Genomic DNA, 18,487 nt, shown 5'->3' with positions numbered 1-18,487 from the left:
TGTCAATCTTCGGTTGTCGACAGCGACGGGTCAAACGTGGATAGATCGAACACGGCCAGCCGTTCTTCGTCCTTCAAAACCAAACGGTTCCCCCGGATCGCGGGCGTGCAGTAACTGGGGTCGGTCATCAGCGGCTGATCCGTGAATGCCAGCACGTCCACACCGTCGCGACGAACTGCCAGGCTGGCCAAATGCCCGCGTTCACCGATGGCAAGAATGATGTCGTCGCCGACACGCACCGGTTGGCCACGCCGCAGGATCGATTTGTATTCCCACACCAGTGCGCCATCGGCGGGGGCAATCATCCGCAGCGAAGCGCCGCCCTGACCGGCCGCAGTGAACCCAATGACGTGGTCCTTCCAAGTCACCAAGCGGTTGAATTGGCTGTCCAAAACCCGCCGGTCTTTCCAAACTCGCTCGTGGCCCCGATCGGGCAGTATCCGCACGGCCAGCGCACCGGGGCCCGGACCGGTGACCGCCAAAACGATGTCGTCAATCACGACCGGTGAAACGGCGTTGTAGGACAGCGGCGCGCGTCCAAAGTGCTGGATTTCCCAATCCACCGAACCATCGGTCGGATCCAGCGACAACAAGCCTTCGGCCGTGATCACCAGCAAATGATCGTTGCCATGCACGCGGGTCATGACGGGAATCGTGTACGCGGCGGCATGATCGGTGGCCGTCCAAATGGTTTCACCGGTGGCGCGATTCAACGCAATGATTCCCGCGTCGGTATCCACGCCGCCCAACGACAGAAACACACGATCTTGGGTCACCAACGGACTGGCGCCGGCGGGAAAGATCCCCGGGGTCACCTGGTACTCTTGATACAAATCACGGTGCCAAATCCGACGACCGTCGCGCCAATCGATCGCCGACAACTGGCCTTGGCCGTGATGCACGAACACCGCATCGCCGGCAACGACGGGTGTGCTGTAGGGCCCGTCGCTGTATTCGTAATCACATACCGCGGAGGTCGGTATCTGGTCTTCCCAAATCAGATCACCGGATTCCAAGTCGAAACAGACGGTCCGTTCGCTGTCATCGACACGGTGGTTGGCGATCACCCGGTCGCCGACGATCACCGGCGATCCATACCCGGTCCCCATCGGCTGCTGCCACAACAGCGGCGGGCCTTCCGGCGGCCATGTCAGATCGACGCCTTCATCGGCCAAGCGGTTCCGCGCCGCCGACGCCGCGGCCGGATCAACGGGCGACGCCTGGGTCGGTTCCTGTGCCGCGAAACCTTCAAAAGTACCCTCCGGTTCGCTCGACGAGTGACACCCCGGCAAAAACAACAGGCAGCAACCGACAAGCGATATCCGCCGCATGCATCTGGCAAAACGATCGACCGCGAACCCAGACATACACGCACAGCCGCGAAAGGATTTGAATTTCAAACGGAACGAGCAACGGCGCCGATTCGACCGAAGTCGCGAACGGCCCGGGCACCGATTCTAAACATCGGCCAAGCCGACGAAACCACGCCCGCATGGCGATTTCTCTGGCGACAAACGCCATGGCACCCCACGGCCGATGATCTGCCGCGCCCGCCCTCGCCAATGGTTGGCCGAAGATGCCCACCGCCTTACAGTGAGACAACGGTCGCTGATCGACCACTTCCTGGCTTCTGTTCGCACAAACGACGAATCTGCACTGGTGATTCCTTCCTTTCCCGAGTCTGGGCGTATCGCGGCGATTGATTATGGGACCGTTCGAATCGGCGTCGCCATTTGTGACCCGGATCGCATCCTGGCCAGCCCCTTCGAAGTCGTCACGACATCCGCGCTGGTCAAAGATCCCGACTACTTCGCACGCATGGCAAAGGAAAATCGCGTCACCGCGCTGATCGTCGGGTTGCCGGTGCACTGCGACGGTGGGGAAAGCCAGAAGAGCGCCGAAGCACGCGAATTTGCCAAATCGCTGAGGGACCAAACCGGTCTGCCCGTACGCATGTTCGATGAACGGTTCACGACCGTTGCGGCGCAGCAGCGAATGCGGCCTGGAAAATACACACGCAAACGCACCAAAGAACGTGTCGACGCGATCGCCGCACTGGTGCTGTTGGAATCATTCCTAGAAGCTTGCCGTTATCACAACGGGATCGCCGGACATGATGTGGACGTCGGCCCCGATGATGAAACCGGTCCAACAAAGGAACAATTGAATCTGGAGTGACCGGTGTATCTGGAGTGACCGGGAACGTCAGCCGGGCCCCGGTTCGATGTAGCCCGTCCGTCGCTGTGGCGATTCCGCAATGCGTGCAGACGGCATTTGCGTGAACAGGAATGCGGGTCGGTTCCATCCGCCCAAATCACATTGTGCATTCCTAATCTTTTCAATTCCTAATCTTCGATGGCCCAAGTTATCGGTGGCCAATGATACCAATGCCCCTCGGATGGAACGTCGCTGTTGTCGATCGGCCGGGGATTTGTCGGCGGGGTGTCGGTCATAGCAAGTGCGGAATTGCAACCGCCCACTTTGACGTCCACCCGCCGTGATGGATCACTGTTCGCTGGGCTCGGTCAGCATGTCCATCAGACGTTCGAAACGACGATCCGCCTCCATCCGACGCTCGACTCGCTCATCGACGCTCCATCCCGATCGGATCTCTGCGACACGGCGAAAAACTTCTGCATCTGATAAAGTCGTCTCGTTTTGCGACACTTGAGGCTTCGCGGGCTTCAGGTCGACAACGGGGTTGATTTCGCAAAGGGTGCTTTCGATGGTCAACATGGTTCATCCTCCGATGATTGCCGGTCAAAAAGACTCGGCCAGGTTTCGTGTTTAGGTCAACTTGTCAGACAGTGGTGAGACTGCTGATGTCTGGCCGGCCCACAGCCGACACCCGCCCGTCTTAGGACTGAACCGCGGGATGCCAAATGGTTGATCTCGCGGAACAACCGGGCTTAAAGCACTTGGCGTGCCAAACCACACAAACCGAAAAAGCGTTTTTTTCGTTGCGACACGCGGTGGCCCGGCGTTTCACGCGCGGATAAACCGCCGGTGGCCCCAAAAACACGTGTTTCACGAGCTTATGGGGGTGCCGAAGAGTCGGCTTGGCCGCAACCCGCGAGGTTTCCCCACCCTCAGACGGACCAAGTCAGCCGTTCAAAATCTTGCAAAGTTTGCAATTCACCGCCCGGAAGCGACTTCACGACGGCGGATTTGGGTGCCGTGCCGCCGGAAAGGAAGCAGGCGACCAGCCGTTGCCAGTCGGCCCAATCACATCGACCGCGGATCTCCACGTACTGGATCGCCCCGTAGGCGTCGTAGACCATCCCGAACAGTTCCAGCCCGCTGCCGGGGCCTTTGAAGGCGAAGGAACCGTCGGGCTCGAAGTACAACGTCGGAATCTGCTGCAGCGCCGATTCGGCTTGTTCAAAACTGCAATCCAGTGGCCCGCCGTCGCGGCCGGCCAAATGGATGTGAAACGGATCGGCGTTGGAATCAGCGGGCACGGCTTGGACGAAATGAACGGGGGGCGGTCAGACGCTGGGACAATCCGCGTCCGGACCACTGCCCGGTCGCTGATTGATCGCGTTGATCAGCATCCGCAATCGCCCCAGGTTGCGGCGGTTAAAGTGAAAGATCAGACGGGGCAGCGGGGCCAAATCGGGTTCGCCGACTTCCTCTGGCAACGGCTCGCCTTGCCGGAACGTTCCCTTGACCAGAATGTCGGCGAATTCGGTGTTGATCTGGTCCAAATGCTCGTCGGTCAACGCTTCTTTCAGCCGGAACACCAATTCGTTTTTGACGTACCGCATCGAGTGATAGACGCAGTAAAAGCCCAACACCTCGTCGACCGCTTCCTGAACCGAATTGGTGACTTTGTACAGGCTGACGTCCTCGGGGCTGATCATGCCGCCCCGCAGTAATTGCCGATCAAAGAACTTCTGTAGATCGGCCCAGTAGTCGCCTTTGGGGTGGTCCAACAAAACCAATGGCAACATGGTCTGCTTGCCGGTTTGGACCAGCGTCAGCGTTTCCAAGGCCTCATCCAGCGTTCCAAAACCGCCGGGGGCACACACGATCGCACTGCTTTCCTTCAGGAACATCAGCTTGCGTGTAAAGAAATACTTCAACGTGACCAATTTGGGGTCACCTTCGATGTATTCGTTGGCGCTTTGTTCGAAGGGCAGCATGATGTTCAGCCCCATCGACGCTTCGCGCCCCGCCCCGCGGTGCCCGGCTTCCATGATGCCGCCGCCGGCGCCGGTGACGACCATCCAACCATGGCCCGCCATTCGACGTGCGAATTCCTCGGCACTCTGATAGTCGGGATGGTCCGGCTTGGTCCGTGCGGATCCGAAAATCGTGACTTTGCGTCGCCGACGAAACGGCCGAAAGACCTTGAACGCGTATCGCAATTCACGCAGCGTCCGCGACAACAGCTTCAGATCCCCGCGAGCGGTCTTGTCGTGATCCAGCCGGTCGATCGTGTGCCGCATGACCCGCAGTAGGTCCTGCGAATCGTTGGTGGTAAGCGGGTCAAACGCCGGCTGGGGCCGCTGCAGTTCGTCTTCGCCGATCGCTTCGGCGGGCAAGTCGTTGGGACGCATCAAGATCGCATTCAGCTGAACAGGTAAACATCAGCGGACCGATTCCGCCGCAACAGGGTCGACGAAACCGGCGAATCGATCAAGCCGCCGCAGCTTCCGGATCGCCGGACGCATCATCGGACTCGGGTCGAACCCCCAGCCCACGCCCGATGGCAATCGCTATCGGTGCAGCCAGGAAACTGAGCAACGCCCCCATCTTCACCGAATCTTGGATCGCACCGGGTTCCTTGAACGCGGCGACCGAAACGAACAACGCCACCGTGAATCCGATCCCGGCGACCATGCCCAGGGTGACCACGTGGCGGTAATCCATTCCCGCGGGCTTTTGCAACTTCATGCCCTTTTCGGCCAAAAGCGTCATCAAGGTGATGCCGACCGGCTTGCCGATCAACAAACCGGCCAAGACCAGCCAGGTGCCGGTACCGACACTGCTGAGCACGACGCCCGCATTGACCAGACCGAACAAGCCCAAGATGTATTCCACGGGCACCTTCCAAAAGTGCTCGAACGCGTTCAGCGTGTCGTCCCGGTTCAGTTCTTCGCGTGCGAAAATCCCCAAGTCCGTCTGGGCGTGTGGCAGCATGGGAATGATCGGCACCAGCCCCAATGCGGGGTGGATGTGGGCAAAGTAGAACGAGAACCAGCACATCACACCGGGCCCCAAAAGGTACCACCAGTGCGACTGGACTCGCATTTTCTGCAGAGCCCAAGCCGAAGCGATCGCCGCGAGGGTCAACAAAAACCACATCGGCTCGATCGCCTGGGTCGGATAGAAGATCGCCAGAATGATCAGCCCTGCCGCATCATCGGCGATGGCCAGCAACAACAAAAAGGCGATCGCGGGGTGCGAGCCGCCGAAGATGAACCGGGCCACCAGGTAACTGAATGCGATGTCCGTCGCACAGGGAACCGCCCATCCGTTCTTGAACGCGGCAAACGCGTCGCCACCGGCAAGCGCCGCCCCGGCCAAATAAACGACCACCGGGCCCAGGATCCCGCCCAGGGTCGCCAACAACGGCGTCGCCGCCTTTCGCGGATTGGCCAAAGCCCCGCCGGGCAACAACGATTCCCAGACCTCCTTGCCCGCGATGGCAAAGAACAGGGCCATCAAAACGTCATTGATCAAAAAGTGGATCGTCACCCCGTGGTGTCCGCCACCGCCATCGGCGTGCGAATCGTCACCATGGCCGGCTTCCGCGTGGCCATCATCACCGTGATCGGCCGCCGCGGTATCGCCGTGGGATGCGTCGCCGTGGTCTTCGGCACCGTGTCCGTCGTCACCATGCCCGGCATCACCGTGTCCGTCGTCGCCGGACACCATCGCTGCCAAATCGAAGTGAATGAATTCGTGATAACTGTGGCCGTCGGTATTGGCCCACACCAGGGCCGCGACGGCCCCGATGATCAACAGCAACGAATTTTCGACCAGAAAGCGGATGACTCCGCCTTTGCCCTGCGCATGACCTGACATGTTCTTTCCCACCCGGTTCGCCACGGCCCCTGTCAGGCGTCCGCACAACCCTGTTCGGAACACCCACCGCCAGGGTCGTGACGACGCTGACTTAGTGCATTGAGCCGCAGAATATAGCGAGGAAGCCGGTCTGCGCAGAGGTCAGTCGGCAATCGGGCGGCGGTGTCAGCGGCTGGCCGCAAGCGTGGTCGGCTGGGGAGCCGTGGGCGGCGCGATCAGCGACTTCAAAAACGTCTGCAAGGCTTCACGCTGAGCAAAATCGAGACTTAGATAGCGATCCCGCGACCCATTGGCTTCGCCCCCATGCATGGTGATGGCTTCGGCCAACGTTTCGGCCCGGCCGTCGTGCATGTAGGGTGCCGAATCGGCCACGCCCCACAGCGGCGGCGTCCGCCATTCTTGTGTCACATTGGACGGTCGCAGCGTTCGGCGATACGCCAGCTGTTCTTGCATCGGGGTATGAATATTTCGTTGCTGACAGCTTCCGGGATTGATAATTCGCACACGGGTGAACCTGTCACCGGGCTGAATCACGACCGTGTCGCGGAGAGCATTGGATCTGCGAGGTGTCCTTTGATACACGGGCTCTCGAGTAAGTATTGGCGTTGGCGATGAAGCGAGTGATACCGATCGCCCTCGATAGCCGGACGTCTCTGTCGCCGCTCCGATGGCAACCACTTGCCGAATCAGCTCGGCACGCACCACATCGGGCTCCGCAGCGTCATAGTCATAAAGCCGATCCCCCATGTCGTGCAAAAGTAGGTCGCTGTATAGCTCGGTCGCCTGCCCCATGTCTTTCACGTGACAGGCGTTGCAGCCGATCTTGTTAAACACACGCTCGCCCAAAGCGATCTCGCTGGCATGTTCGGACGACCGTGGCGTGGCCCGCACAGGGCGGGGCAGGGCGGCAATAAAGTCACGCACCTGCAAAACTTGGTCTTCGCGAATATCGATACCGGGATTGCGATAATCGGGCATCCCCAAATCCGTAGGTTGCTCGCGACGTTTGGTTTCCAGACCCATTTCGTTGGCGCAAGCCTGGTCCACAAAGTCGGCCAACCGCGACAAGTTCCCTCGCCAACCGAAACGCCCATAAGTGTTGTCACGCAGGATCGACAGGCGTCCGCTGACCTCCGGATGTCGACGTTGAATCGCCACCTGCCGCTCCAAATCGGCATCCGGGACTTGGTCGATCAGTCCGGCCCCAAACAAAGCCGTCGTGTTGCGTTGGAAAATACGGGCTTCGATTTCCATCCCGGTCTTGGCGGTCACCCCTTTCCACATCCAAGACGCTGTCATGTTCTCGCGGACGTCGGCCGGAGTCGCAGCCCCACCTTCCGCGGCAAACTCGGAGGAAGAATGCGCGACGTATCGCTGACGCAAAGATCGCATCGGCAACGTGCCGCCGAAATGGGGTAACGTTGCGGTGGCCTGCAAGTTCCCCGACGAGTCCACCAAACTCGGATGCAAGGTCCTCACCATGCGCTGAACGTCTGAACGCAGCGCATTGGCCGAAAGCTTGATCGCGTCCAAGCCAATCGAATTCGCATTGAACCTTGAATCACCGCCACCGCCGACACCGCCTTGGTGGTGACAGCCCACACAAGACGTGGCATTGAATAGCGGTCCCAGTCCATCGCTGCCCATCGCAGGATTGGATGATTGCCATTGCTTTTCAAACAGTGAACGACCCGTCGCAACATCCTGGGGCGTGACCGCGCTGACCATCTCCGGTGCAACGACCAGCCCACCGAACAAAATCACCCAGCGCCACGCACTTGCGCGGCCACACAACAATCGCTTGTGCCACATCACGTTCTCCATTGCCCGAACCCCCGAAAAGAAAAGCTTTGTTGAAAAGAGTCGCCCCGTAAACTGCGACGACGCGCAAAACGATGCCTGGCCCAAATCCGGCCGATTCACTTGACGCCAGGCTCGTCAAGGATCATTCGTCTTACCGGCAGCGCGTTGCAGCCGACGAAGCTTGGCAATGTTTCGCGCAGGCGATTCCCCCTGACGAAACAACATTGGTCGATTCGACTTGGGCATGACGATGGTGTCGCTGATCGTGGTCGGCCGAAACAAATCGACGGCGGCCCATCCTTCGTTTCGATGAATCGCCCACCACTGGCTGTGGGAGACTTCGCGAACCGGAAACTGCTGCAAAGTGTTTTCCAAGTCCGCCCAAGTAACCCTTCCCGGCGGCCCCGCAGCGGATACGTCGTGCCGAGCCGATGCACCGGCGATCGCCAGACGCTGCGTCCTCAGCACCACCGGCGTCACCGACCGATGCTTACTCCACCAAGCTTCCAGCTCCGCCGTCATCGGTTCGAACCTGACGACCGGTTGCTGCCAAACCAGTTCGACCAAGGGTTCCCATCGGTCACGAAGCGGAAGACCGACCAGCAGCGGCAGGGCACACTGCACCCAGTCGTCGCGTGTCTCCGCGTGCTGCTCCAACTGGCCCAGCGTTGCACGATAAAAATCGGGATCGTCTCGGCGAATCTCGCTATCCGCAAAACGGCTGAACGCATCCAGCCGATACAGCGAAGTGAAAACATCATGCACCAAATTCAAACGCAGGCCCCAGTCCACCTGGTCGGAAGCATCCAAACCGGCATCACCTGCGATTTGGATCTTCGCTGCCGCATCCAGTTTTTCGGTCCACTTTTCATCGACCTGGGGATCTTCCCATTCGCCCTCCTCTTCGCGGCTAGGCAACACCGTTTCAATGGCATTTGCCGCATTGGTCTCGGGTGGCTGCGACGCCTGCTCGGCTTTCGGCAGGTCTTGATCCAAAGTGCTTTTATCCAAAGCGTCTTCACCCAGCCCGTCTTCCGGCAACGCCCCACTTTCCTCCGGTGCATCCACTTGTTCCAAAGCCGCCGGATCTGGATCGACTTGGTTGACCAGTTTCAACGTCTGCATGACACGGCGCAAACGCGCGGCGTAGTATCGATTGACCCGCTGTAAACTTCGCTGTGCCACGTCGCGTCGCCAGTGTCCCTGACGCACCGCAGCGTTGGTCTGCATCGCGGCCACTTCTTCGGCGTCTTCGATCATGTCCCACAGTGCGTCGCGGGTCGGGATCCCCACACAAAAACTCAACAGGCGGCCTTCGGCATCCGCGACTGCCAAAACCAGACGTTCGGGGCGATTGAAATCCGACTTGCCCGTCAATTCAGGCGGCAATCCGGCCGCCCAATGAACCGCACCAACGCGAGGCCCCAGGTCCGGACGTTCCGACAGAACGCCGGCGACGCGGCGATCAAGCCACTGGCGACACCAAAACGAAGGCTGCGTTTCGACCGGAGTGTCGATGTCGTTGGTCACGGCGATCAGAAACAGCGGTGCCGTATCGCCACTGATCGACGACAGTTGCGACTTGGCGGTCTCCAACGAGCGATGCCAGACAATCGCATCGGTTGCCCCGGCGCTGGGTGGTGAAATAACCAGCGACGTCGCGAACAGGATAAGACCGCAAAATACGCTGCCTGAAGAATGCGGCGGCCAGCGCAGCATCTCATCACCCCCAATGCAATTTGTCCAAGAAAAGAGGTACCGCACAGCATCCAAACGTCTTCACGACGCAAGCCCCGGCTGCACAAGCACAGAAGGTGAACTTAACGCCCCCCGACCGCGGAGGCAACAAAATTTGTCCGCGGATCGAAATCCGACCATTGCTACTCGTTAATTGTTAATATCTTTCGGCTGGGGGTTGTGTCATAATCGGAATCCCCCCTGCGAACGACCGGCCGCACCACCGGCCACCTCCTCTCGCCTGCCGATTCCCCCCGCCATTGCCGCCGATTTGTCGATGCGTGTCCGCTTGAATTCACCGCAATCCGAACAGCCTCCACCTTCGTGGATCGGCCAAAACGCGTCGCGGAGCGGTTCGATTGCACAGCTCTCCGCGGTCCACTGTGTGCTTTGGACCGTCATCACCGTGATCGGCGTTTGCCCAGCTTGGTCAAGCGACGACGCTGGTTTGTCAGACACGCCAACCGTTTCGAAATCGGCCCAGGACTTCACGCTGAAAGTCCTGCCGATGCTGAAGTCCAAGTGTTTCGGCTGCCACGGCGACGACCCGGAACAGTTGCAAGGCGACTTTGACATGCGAGCCCGCGCGGCGCTGCTGGGCGGTGGCGAATCGGGCGAAGCCGCCATCGTGCCGGGTGATCCCGACGAAAGCCCTCTGGTCTGGGCGATCCGTTGGGAAGGCTTGGAAATGCCGCCGAAAGAAAATGACCGACTGACCGAGACTCAGGTCCAAAGCGTGGTGTCATGGATTGCGGCCGGGGCCCCCTGGCCATCGACGCGGGAACAGAACGCCATCCGCGCCGCGGCAGCCAAACAAAGAGTGACCGACGATGGCGTGCTGGTGTCCACCAGCGGCGGAACATCCGACACATGGACGCACCGGCGTTATCAACCCGATGACCTTTGGGCGTACCAACCCTTGATGACGCCGATTGCACCGGTCAGCTCGGGCGACCCAACCGAACCAGCCATTGCACCGGAGCACGTCATTGACATGCTGGTCGACGCCGCGATCGAAGATGCGGGGTTAACGCCGGCCAAAATTGCTTCACCACAATCATTGATTCGACGTGTCACGTTCGACTTGACCGGTCTGCCCCCCAGTCCCGAGTTGGTCGACGCGTTTTGCAAGGACTACGCGACGGATGCCGATGCAGCTTGGGAAGCGTTGATCGATCGCTTGCTGGCCGTACCGCACTTTGGCGAACGTCAGGCGCAACACTGGCTGGACGTTTCACGCTACGCCGACACCGGCGGGATGTCCAACGATTATGAACGTTCCAACATGTGGCGTTACCGCGATTATGTGGTTCGATCGTTCAATGAAGACAAACCTTACGATCAGTTCATCATCGAACAGATCGCTGGTGATGAATTGGCCGACCAATCGGTCGCCGCGCGTTTGTCGGCCGATGCGGCGACGGTCCGCCAAGTACAAATATCGGGCGACTATACGCCCCGGGAAGCCGAATGGATCATCGCCACCGGCTTTCTGCGATTGGGGCCGTGGGACAGCGCGATGATTGAACCCGAACCGGCACGTCAAATGTACTTGGATGACGTCGTCAACTCGGTCGGCCAGACCTTCTTGTCAACCACGATGCGGTGCGTCAAGTGTCACGACCACAAGTTTGATCCGATCCCGACGCGTGACTACTACCGCTTGTACGCGACCTTTGCCACGACGCAGATGGCCGAACGCCGCGTCCCATTCTTGCCACAAGAAAACACCGACCGCCTGCAGACCGGACGGCGACAGGTGCAACGGATGTTGGACTTTGCGGCGGCGGAAAAAGGCAAGCTGATCGCCAAACGCGAAGCTGCGGCACGACGATGGTTCGACCAGCGCGGCTTGGATTACCAAGACGCCGATCAACGACGCGACTTGCCAGACGACCAAAAGCCGCCCCGACACGTCGGTCTGGACCACATCGAACAAGGCCAACTGAAGGTCCGCGAACAAGACGAATGGATCTGGACACGACGACTGGAACGCTACGAACCGATGGCGCAAAGCGTTTTCAATTCCGGCGGTTCATCGGCGCCCAAAGTCAACGCACGCAAACTTCGTATCAAGCGAAACGACGAACAGCCCCAGACCCCAGAGTGCTTCATTTTAGGTGGCGGTGATTTGACCGCACCTGGCGATCAAGTGACCCCCGGCGTGCTAAGTGTTTGTGGCTTATCCACCACCGGCGACGCACACCTTCAAACGCACGAGGCCCTCGGCGACGACGATCCGTTTCGCCTGACCGAATCGATCGAAGGCCGGCGACTGGGTTTGGCCCGCTGGATCGCCCACCCGGATAACCCGCTGACGACACGTTCGATCGTCAACCGGATCTGGCAGTCACATTTTGGCCGAGGCATCGCCGCCAATCCGAACAACTTCGGGGGCAAAGGCGGCCGCCCGACTCATCCGGAACTGCTGGATTATCTGGCCCACCAATTGGTCGACGGCGGTTGGAAACTAAAGCGACTGCATCGAATGATTCTGCTGTCGCAGACCTACCGCCGCGCCGCGGTACCGGTGGATGCAAAGGCGGTCGCCCGCAGCGATCCGGACAACCACTGGCTTTCCTACTTTCCACCGCGGCGGCTGTCTGCGCCGGAAATTCGCGACGCCATGCTGGCGGCCACCGGTGAACTGAATCGTAAGGTCGGCGGATTGCCCGTGATGCCGGAAATCAACATGGAAGTCGCACTGCAGCCAAGGATGATTCAATTTTCCCTGGCACCGGCGTATCAACCATCGGCAACTCCTGACCAACGGAACCGACGAACGATCTATGCGTACCGTGTTCGCGGCCAAGCGGATCCGTTTTTGGAATTGTTCAACCAACCCAACCCGAACGAATCATGCGAGCGGCGTGAATCGTCGGCTGTCACGCCACAAGCCTTCACGCTGATGTACAGCGACATGGTCACCGATCGCAGCGTCGCGATGGCATTGCGACTGCAGCAAAAACACGAGTCACCGAAAGATCAATTGTCGGCTGCGTTTCGAATCATTTTGGGCCGGTCTCCGTCGCCCGAAGAAATCGACCGTCTGGTCCGCTACATCGACGACATGACGGAGTATCACCAACAGGTCCAGCCGACGCCGGTGAATTACCCTCGGCGCATCACCCGATCACTGGTCGAAGAGTTTTCGGGCAAACCGTTTCAATACCAAGAAATCTTGCCCGTCTTTGATCGCTACACGCCTGACGTCAAGCCGACGGACGTGGACGCACCGACGCGATCGTTGGCCGACGCTTGTCTGTTGCTGTTCAACACGAACGAGTTCTTATACCTGCAGTGATCTTGATGCCCCCATCCCTTTGTTCACGACCGTCATCCACACCTGCGTCACGCCGCGGGTTTCTGTACGGGCTGGGCGCAACGTTGGGATCCGTTGCGCTGACCGACTTGTTGGCCGCCGACGCCACACAATCCGCATCGGCTTCACCTTTGGCGGTCAAATCGCCGATGCACCCGCCCAAAGCAAAGAACGTGATCATGTTGTTCATGGAGGGCGGTCCCGGCCAAATGGACACGTTTGATCCCAAACCCGAACTGACGCGTTTGCATAAAACGGAATCGAATCTGACCGGAGGTTTGGAAAAGGGTTTCAAATTCTTTGTCGGCAGCCCGTTCAAGTTTCGTAGCGTGGGTCAGTCGGGCATCGACATGTGCGACCAGTGGGTCCACTTGGCGGATCCCTTTGTCGCCGATGAACTTTGTAATTTTCGCGGATGCCAGGCCGAATCACTGAACCACCCCGAAGCCCTCTTTCACATGAACACCGGCAGCCGGCTGGGAGGTGATCCGGCGATCGGCGCATGGGCAACTTATGGGCTGGGCAGCGAGAATCAAAACTTGCCCGGCTATGTCGTGATGACCGAACTAGCGTTGCCACAAGGCGGCGCGACCAATTGGAGCAACGGGTTTTTGCCGGCACATTTCCAGGGCACGCGACTGCGACCGGAAGGGACGCCGTTGCTGGACTTGCAGGCCCCCGCGCACAAATCGCGTGAGCATCAACGACGTGCCTTGGACGACGTAGCTGAACCAGCAACATCTGGCATCCGCACCGGCGATCCAAAACGATCTGGAATCCCGGATGGAAAGCTATGAATTGGCGTTTCGGATGCAAACGTCGGTCCCCGACGTGATCGACCTTGGTCGCGAAACCGCGGCAACGCACCGTGCATACGGATTGGATCAACCGGAAACCGAAACCTTCGGTCGGCAGTGCTTGATGGCGCGACGCTTGGTCGAAAATGGCGTTCGGTTTGTCCAGATTTTTAGCGGTGGTTGGGACAGTCACGACTATCTACAACGTGGACACAGCGCACGGATCCGCAGCGTCGACAAACCGATGGCCGCTCTGATCGCGGACTTAAAACGCCGCGGCATGCTGGACGACACGCTGGTCATTTGGACCGGTGAATTTGGTCGCACACCGGACAACAATAAACGTGGCGGCGTTTATTCGCTCGGTCGCGGCCACAACAATCATGCCATGACAATGTTGCTGGCCGGCGGCGGCGTCCGAGGCGGCACGACCGTCGGCGCGACCGATGAACTGGGGCGCCACGCCGTCGAGTGCGTGCATCCGATCCGCGACCTGCACGTCACTTTGTTGCACCTACTGGGCTTGGATGACAACAAGCTGACATACTTTCACGCCGGTCGTTACAAACAGCTCAGCCAGTTTGGCGGCCAAGTCATCGACGAACTGATCGCCTGACCCTTCACCACCAACATCTGTTTCCCTCACTCCCACGACGAAGATTTCATGATTCGATACTTGTTAGTGGCCGTTTGCCTTGCCACCGGAATGTCTTTCCAGGCGAATGCCGAAACGGACAAGCCGAACATTCTGTACATCATGTCCGATGATCACGCCTCACAAGGCATCGGCGCCTATCAGGGCCGATTGTCGGTGCTGGACCCGACGCCGACGCTGGACCGTCTGGCCCGCGAAGGCGCGTTGCTGACGAATTGCTTCGTCACCAATTCAATCTGCACACCCAGCCGCGCGGCGATCATCACGGGCCAATACGCCCACGTGAACGGCGTGACCACGCTGAACGGAAAAATCGAAGGCGAACGCCAGTTCCTGGCACATTTGATGAAAGACGCCGGATACGAAACCGCGATGGTGGGCAAATGGCACTTGAAAGCCGAACCGGCAGCGTTCGACTTTTACACCGTGTTGCCCGGCCAAGGTTTCTACTTCAATCCGATCTTCCGCGTCCGCGGCCCCAAGCCATGGCCGGAAAACGAATTTCGCTTCAACAGTTATGACAGCGTCCATTCGTCCGATGCGATCACGAACATCTCACTGAAGTGGCTGAAGACCCGAAACCAAAAAGACAAGCCGTTCTTTTTGATGCACCACTTCAAAGCGCCGCACGATAACTTTGAAAATGCGGAACGTTATGACTGGTTGTACTCCGGTGTGACCATCCCCGAACCGAAAAGCTTGTGGGAACGCGGCAACCATGGCCCCCATGGCCAACCGCAATACGGAACCTCGGTCGGAAAGCGGAACGAACGACGCAACATGGGTGACCACATGTTCGTCGACGATAGTTTGTCCGACGAAGCCTACAAACGCGAAGCCTATCAGCGTTACCTGAAGAAGTTCCTGCGCTGCGTTCGCGGCGTCGATGACAATATTGCACGCTTGTTGGATCACCTGGAATCCACCGGCGAACTGGACAACACGATCATCGTCTACACCGCCGACCAAGGATTCATGCTGGGCGAACACGACTACATCGACAAACGTTGGATGTACGAACAATCGCTCCGCATGCCTTTTATCATTCGCTATCCCGAATCAATCCCCGCGGGCGAACGACTGGATTTCATTGCCAACAACGTGGACTTCGCGCCGACGCTGTTGGATTTTGCCGGCGTCGACAAACCTGACTTCATGCAGGGCCGATCGTTCAAACCCATGTTGAACGGCCAACCGACCCCGGATGACTGGCCCACCGCGACGTATTATCGGTACTGGATGCACATGGCCCACCACGATAACCCGGCACACCTGGGCATCCGCACCAAGGATCGCAAGCTGATCTACTTCTACGGCAAGCCGCTGGACGCGCCCGGCGCCTTGGACAAGCCCACCGATCCCTACTGGGAATACTACGACCTGAGCGAAGATCCGGAGGAGATGAACAATCTGATCGAGGATCCCGCGTACGCCGATGAAATCAAGCAGATGAAGGCGATGCTGGAGGAAAAGATGGCAGAAGTCGGCGACAAGATGCCCTGATCCCAGCAACATCTACACAGCCGGCGTCTATTCCGCCGGCTCGGCACGTCCGGTGTGCTGCCGAATCAATTGCTTCGGAGGCACACCGTAGACGCGTTTAAAGGCCCGGGAAAACTGAAAAGCGTCGGCGAACCCCAAACGCTCGGCTACCTCTTTAACCAGCATGGATTCTTCCAGCAGCAATTCGGCGGCGTAGTTCATTTTTTTGCGTATCAAAAATTGATAAGCACCGCCGCCACCAAAGCGTGAAAAAAGTCGCGACAGATAGATCGGCGTGATCCCACATTCCTGCGCGACCTGGGCCACACTTTCCAGCCGCATGAAGTTGTCTTCGATGTGCCGCCGCACCGTTTGATACGTGTCATAACAGCGGGGCACGTTGGCACCGGGACCGACCGCCAGCCGCTGAATCTTCAACATCAACAACTGCAGAATCGAAGTACAGATCTGTTGGCTCATCGCGCCATCGTCACGGCCGTCGTGATCCAGCATGTCGAACAGGTCGACCAGTTCATGTAGCGCCGTGACCTGCAACGGTTTCCCCGACATCAGCCCCGTTTGATCGACCAACTGCTTGGCACGTCGCCCACAAAAATCGACGTAGTACTTCTTCATTCCCACCGCACCACAATTTTCGATGCGGTGCGATGTCTTGGGACCGTAGGCGAATACCGAACCGGCACGCAGCGGATGGTGAACGTTTTCCAGCGTCAACTGCCCCTCGCCCTCGGCCACCATTTCGATCGCGTAATAGGGAAAGTCTTTTCGGGCGACGATATAATCCGTGCGCATACGTTCGCGGCCGCCACAGACGACCACCAACGATTCGTAAGGCGACGGCTTCAAGTCCAAGTAATACCGCCGTGCCTCGGCGACCTGCTGGGACACAAAGGCCGGTTCGTTGATCGATGCGGGAGACGGGTCGGCCATACCAAACAGGTTAAGAATCGTCATGCCCAGGTCAAGACCGGCCATGGCATTTGCCGACAGGGCGGCTCACACTTTTGGGTCATCCCCGCGTCCCGTGCCCGCCCCACGTCGATCGCCGCACGGCAGATCAGGTCTCCGAATCGGTGGTGCCCCCGTGCCGATCGTCCAGACAGTATTCTGTCAGTCCTGTCGCACCGGCCCACCACTTGGATCGGCACCGACGCATCGCACCCGCGATCCCCGCCCATCTCTATTCCCCACGACCATCCATAAAATCTTCGATGAAAACACTTGCCAAATACTCGTTTGGTGTCGGCGACCGTTTCGCCCATGAAGCCGAAGCCCAACTGGCCGCGTTTGAAAAACTAGCCGCTCAAGACGTCATTGTTTCACCGGTCTGGAACAAATCCAACCGCGAACACACCTTCGTCGGATCCGAACCGCCCAGCGTCATGGCCGCGGCAAAGGCTGCGATCGAAAGCCGCGGATGGTCGCATGACTGGCACGTCGATGCAGACCACATCGGGTTAAAAACGGTGGATCCGTTTCTGCCGTGCAGCGATTTTTTCACCATCGACGTGGCCGACTCGATCGGCAAAGCCCCCTCGGACGCAGACCTGGACGCGTTTGTTGCCAAGCACGGTGAACTCGTCGGCACCTTGGAACTGGACGGACTGTCCGAACCACTGACGATCACCGCCGATGATGTTCGGCGTGTCGGCAAACAATATTTGTCCGCCTGCGCCGAAGCCGCGGAAATCTATCGCTACATCGCTGACAAGAAAGGCGCCGACGAAGTCATCGCCGAGGTCAGCATGGACGAAACCGATGCCCCACAAACTCCGCCGGAACTGTTGATCATCTTGGTTGCCCTGGCCGACCAAAACGTTCCGTTACAAACAATTGCACCGAAGTTCACCGGGCGTTTCAACAAGGGTGTCGATTACGTCGGCGACCTGACGCAGTTCGAAAAGGAATTCAACGACGACTTGGCCGTCATCGCGCATGCGGTCAAGGCTTATGGCTTGCCGGAAAACTTGAAGCTTAGCGTGCATAGCGGCAGCGACAAATTCAGCCTGTATCCGATCATCCGCCAAGCGATGAATCGAACCGGCGCGGGTGTCCACCTGAAGACCGCCGGCACGACTTGGCTGGAAGAAATCATCGGACTGGCCGAAGCCGAAGGCGACGGACTGGCATTGGCCAAGGAGATCTACCAGACGGCCTACGACCATGTCGACGAATTCTGTGCTCCCTATGCCAGTGTCATCGACATCGACCGCAGCCAGTTGCCCGGCGCGGACACCGTCGCCGGTTGGTCGGGCAGCGAAATGGCCAACGTGATTCGTCACGACCAAAGCTGTCCCAGCTTCAACCCCAGCGTTCGGCAGTTGCTGCACGTGTCGTTCAAGGTCGCTGCCAAAGCGGGCCAACGGTACACCGACATGCTGAAAGCCAACAAAGAAATTGTCGGAACGCAGGTGACCAAAAATATCTATGACCGTCACCTGAAGCCCCTTTTCGTCGGCTAACCTAACCGGCGACCTACGTCGCCGGCGTCCGCACTTGATCACCGGCTGCATCACTCCGCCGCGGCTGCGGTAACCGATTCAGGCGGCCTGCCTACAACGGCAAGCCTGCCTTCCCACCGCCGCGGTCGCTGCCGGACCCTCCCATCGCCCCCATTCATTCGCACCCCATCTTCCG

Annotated in this window: 13 protein-coding genes and 1 pseudogene; 5 read left to right on the top strand and 9 right to left on the bottom strand. The window is 59.0% G+C overall.

Translation table 11 applies throughout. The annotated features are described in order from the left end of the window. Positions 1–2: 2 nt before the first annotated feature. Entirely contained in the window at positions 3–1,331 is a 1,329-nt protein-coding gene (locus tag Mal65_RS03670) for a BamB-related PQQ repeat family beta-propellar protein (RefSeq protein WP_165701042.1), read from the bottom strand. 325 nt (positions 1,332–1,656) lie between these two features. On the opposite strand from Mal65_RS03670, the gene ruvX reads away from it, so the two are divergent. Continuing rightward, on the top strand, positions 1,657–2,178 hold the full coding sequence (ruvX, locus tag Mal65_RS03665) for a Holliday junction resolvase RuvX (RefSeq protein WP_390621993.1): 522 nt from the start codon (positions 1,657–1,659) through the stop codon (positions 2,176–2,178). A gap of 327 nt (positions 2,179–2,505) precedes the next feature. On the opposite strand, the gene Mal65_RS03660 is transcribed toward ruvX, so the two are convergent. The 7 genes from Mal65_RS03660 to Mal65_RS27125 form a co-directional block, all read right to left on the bottom strand. Next, positions 2,506–2,736 (bottom strand): hypothetical protein, encoded by a 231-nt coding sequence (locus Mal65_RS03660; RefSeq protein WP_196784537.1) that lies wholly within the window; start codon positions 2,734–2,736, stop codon positions 2,506–2,508. A 353-nt stretch (positions 2,737–3,089) separates the two neighbouring features. Then, a complete protein-coding gene (locus Mal65_RS03655) occupies positions 3,090–3,461 on the bottom strand; it encodes a hypothetical protein (protein ID WP_145293751.1) in 372 nt (123 codons plus the stop codon). Between the two features lie 27 nt (positions 3,462–3,488). Next, positions 3,489–4,562: an LOG family protein gene (locus tag Mal65_RS03650; RefSeq protein WP_145293749.1), complete on the bottom strand. Its 1,074-nt coding sequence runs from the start codon at positions 4,560–4,562 to the stop codon at positions 3,489–3,491. Between the two features lie 79 nt (positions 4,563–4,641). Then, on the bottom strand, positions 4,642–6,033 hold the full coding sequence (locus Mal65_RS03645) for a Na+/H+ antiporter NhaA (protein ID WP_196784536.1): 1,392 nt from the start codon (positions 6,031–6,033) through the stop codon (positions 4,642–4,644). 165 nt (positions 6,034–6,198) lie between these two features. Next, entirely contained in the window at positions 6,199–7,845 is a 1,647-nt protein-coding gene (locus tag Mal65_RS03640; RefSeq protein ID WP_165701041.1) for a di-heme oxidoredictase family protein, read from the bottom strand. Between the two features lie 126 nt (positions 7,846–7,971). Beyond that, the gene (locus tag Mal65_RS03635; protein ID WP_165701040.1) at positions 7,972–9,555 is read right to left on the bottom strand and encodes a hypothetical protein; all 1,584 of its coding nucleotides are present in this window, start codon (positions 9,553–9,555) and stop codon (positions 7,972–7,974) included. Between the two features lie 201 nt (positions 9,556–9,756). Further along, a complete protein-coding gene (locus tag Mal65_RS27125) occupies positions 9,757–10,032 on the bottom strand; it encodes a hypothetical protein (RefSeq protein ID WP_231131272.1) in 276 nt (91 codons plus the stop codon). Between Mal65_RS27125 and Mal65_RS03630 the strand changes: the two genes are divergently transcribed. The 3 genes and pseudogenes from Mal65_RS03630 to Mal65_RS03620 all read left to right on the top strand — a co-directional run bounded on the left by Mal65_RS03630 (position 10,022) and on the right by Mal65_RS03620 (position 15,850). Next, positions 10,022–12,877, top strand: coding sequence for a PSD1 and planctomycete cytochrome C domain-containing protein (locus Mal65_RS03630; RefSeq protein ID WP_231131271.1), 2,856 nt, complete (start codon positions 10,022–10,024; stop codon positions 12,875–12,877). The two genes, Mal65_RS27125 and Mal65_RS03630, sit on opposite strands and share 11 nt — an antisense overlap. A 5-nt stretch (positions 12,878–12,882) precedes the next feature. Next, positions 12,883–14,308: pseudogene (locus Mal65_RS27420) on the top strand (DUF1501 domain-containing protein). Between the two features lie 90 nt (positions 14,309–14,398). After that, the gene (locus Mal65_RS03620) at positions 14,399–15,850 is read left to right on the top strand and encodes a sulfatase family protein (protein ID WP_390621992.1); all 1,452 of its coding nucleotides are present in this window, start codon (positions 14,399–14,401) and stop codon (positions 15,848–15,850) included. 27 nt (positions 15,851–15,877) lie between these two features. Here the strand turns inward: Mal65_RS03620 and Mal65_RS03615 are convergent, their stop codons facing one another. Then, on the bottom strand, positions 15,878–16,825 hold the full coding sequence (locus Mal65_RS03615; protein WP_196784535.1) for a helix-turn-helix transcriptional regulator: 948 nt from the start codon (positions 16,823–16,825) through the stop codon (positions 15,878–15,880). A 236-nt stretch (positions 16,826–17,061) separates the two neighbouring features. Here Mal65_RS03615 and Mal65_RS03610 point away from each other — a divergent pair, with 236 nt between their 5' ends. Further along, on the top strand, positions 17,062–18,312 hold the full coding sequence (locus Mal65_RS03610; protein ID WP_145293739.1) for a tagaturonate epimerase family protein: 1,251 nt from the start codon (positions 17,062–17,064) through the stop codon (positions 18,310–18,312). Positions 18,313–18,487 lie beyond the last annotated feature (175 nt).

It is taken from the genome of Crateriforma conspicua, from assembly GCF_007752935.1.
Lineage (GTDB): Bacteria > Planctomycetota > Planctomycetia > Pirellulales > Pirellulaceae > Crateriforma > Crateriforma conspicua.
The sequence above is the reverse complement of the archived record's forward strand: the minus strand, read 5'-3'. Positions and strand labels throughout refer to the sequence as shown.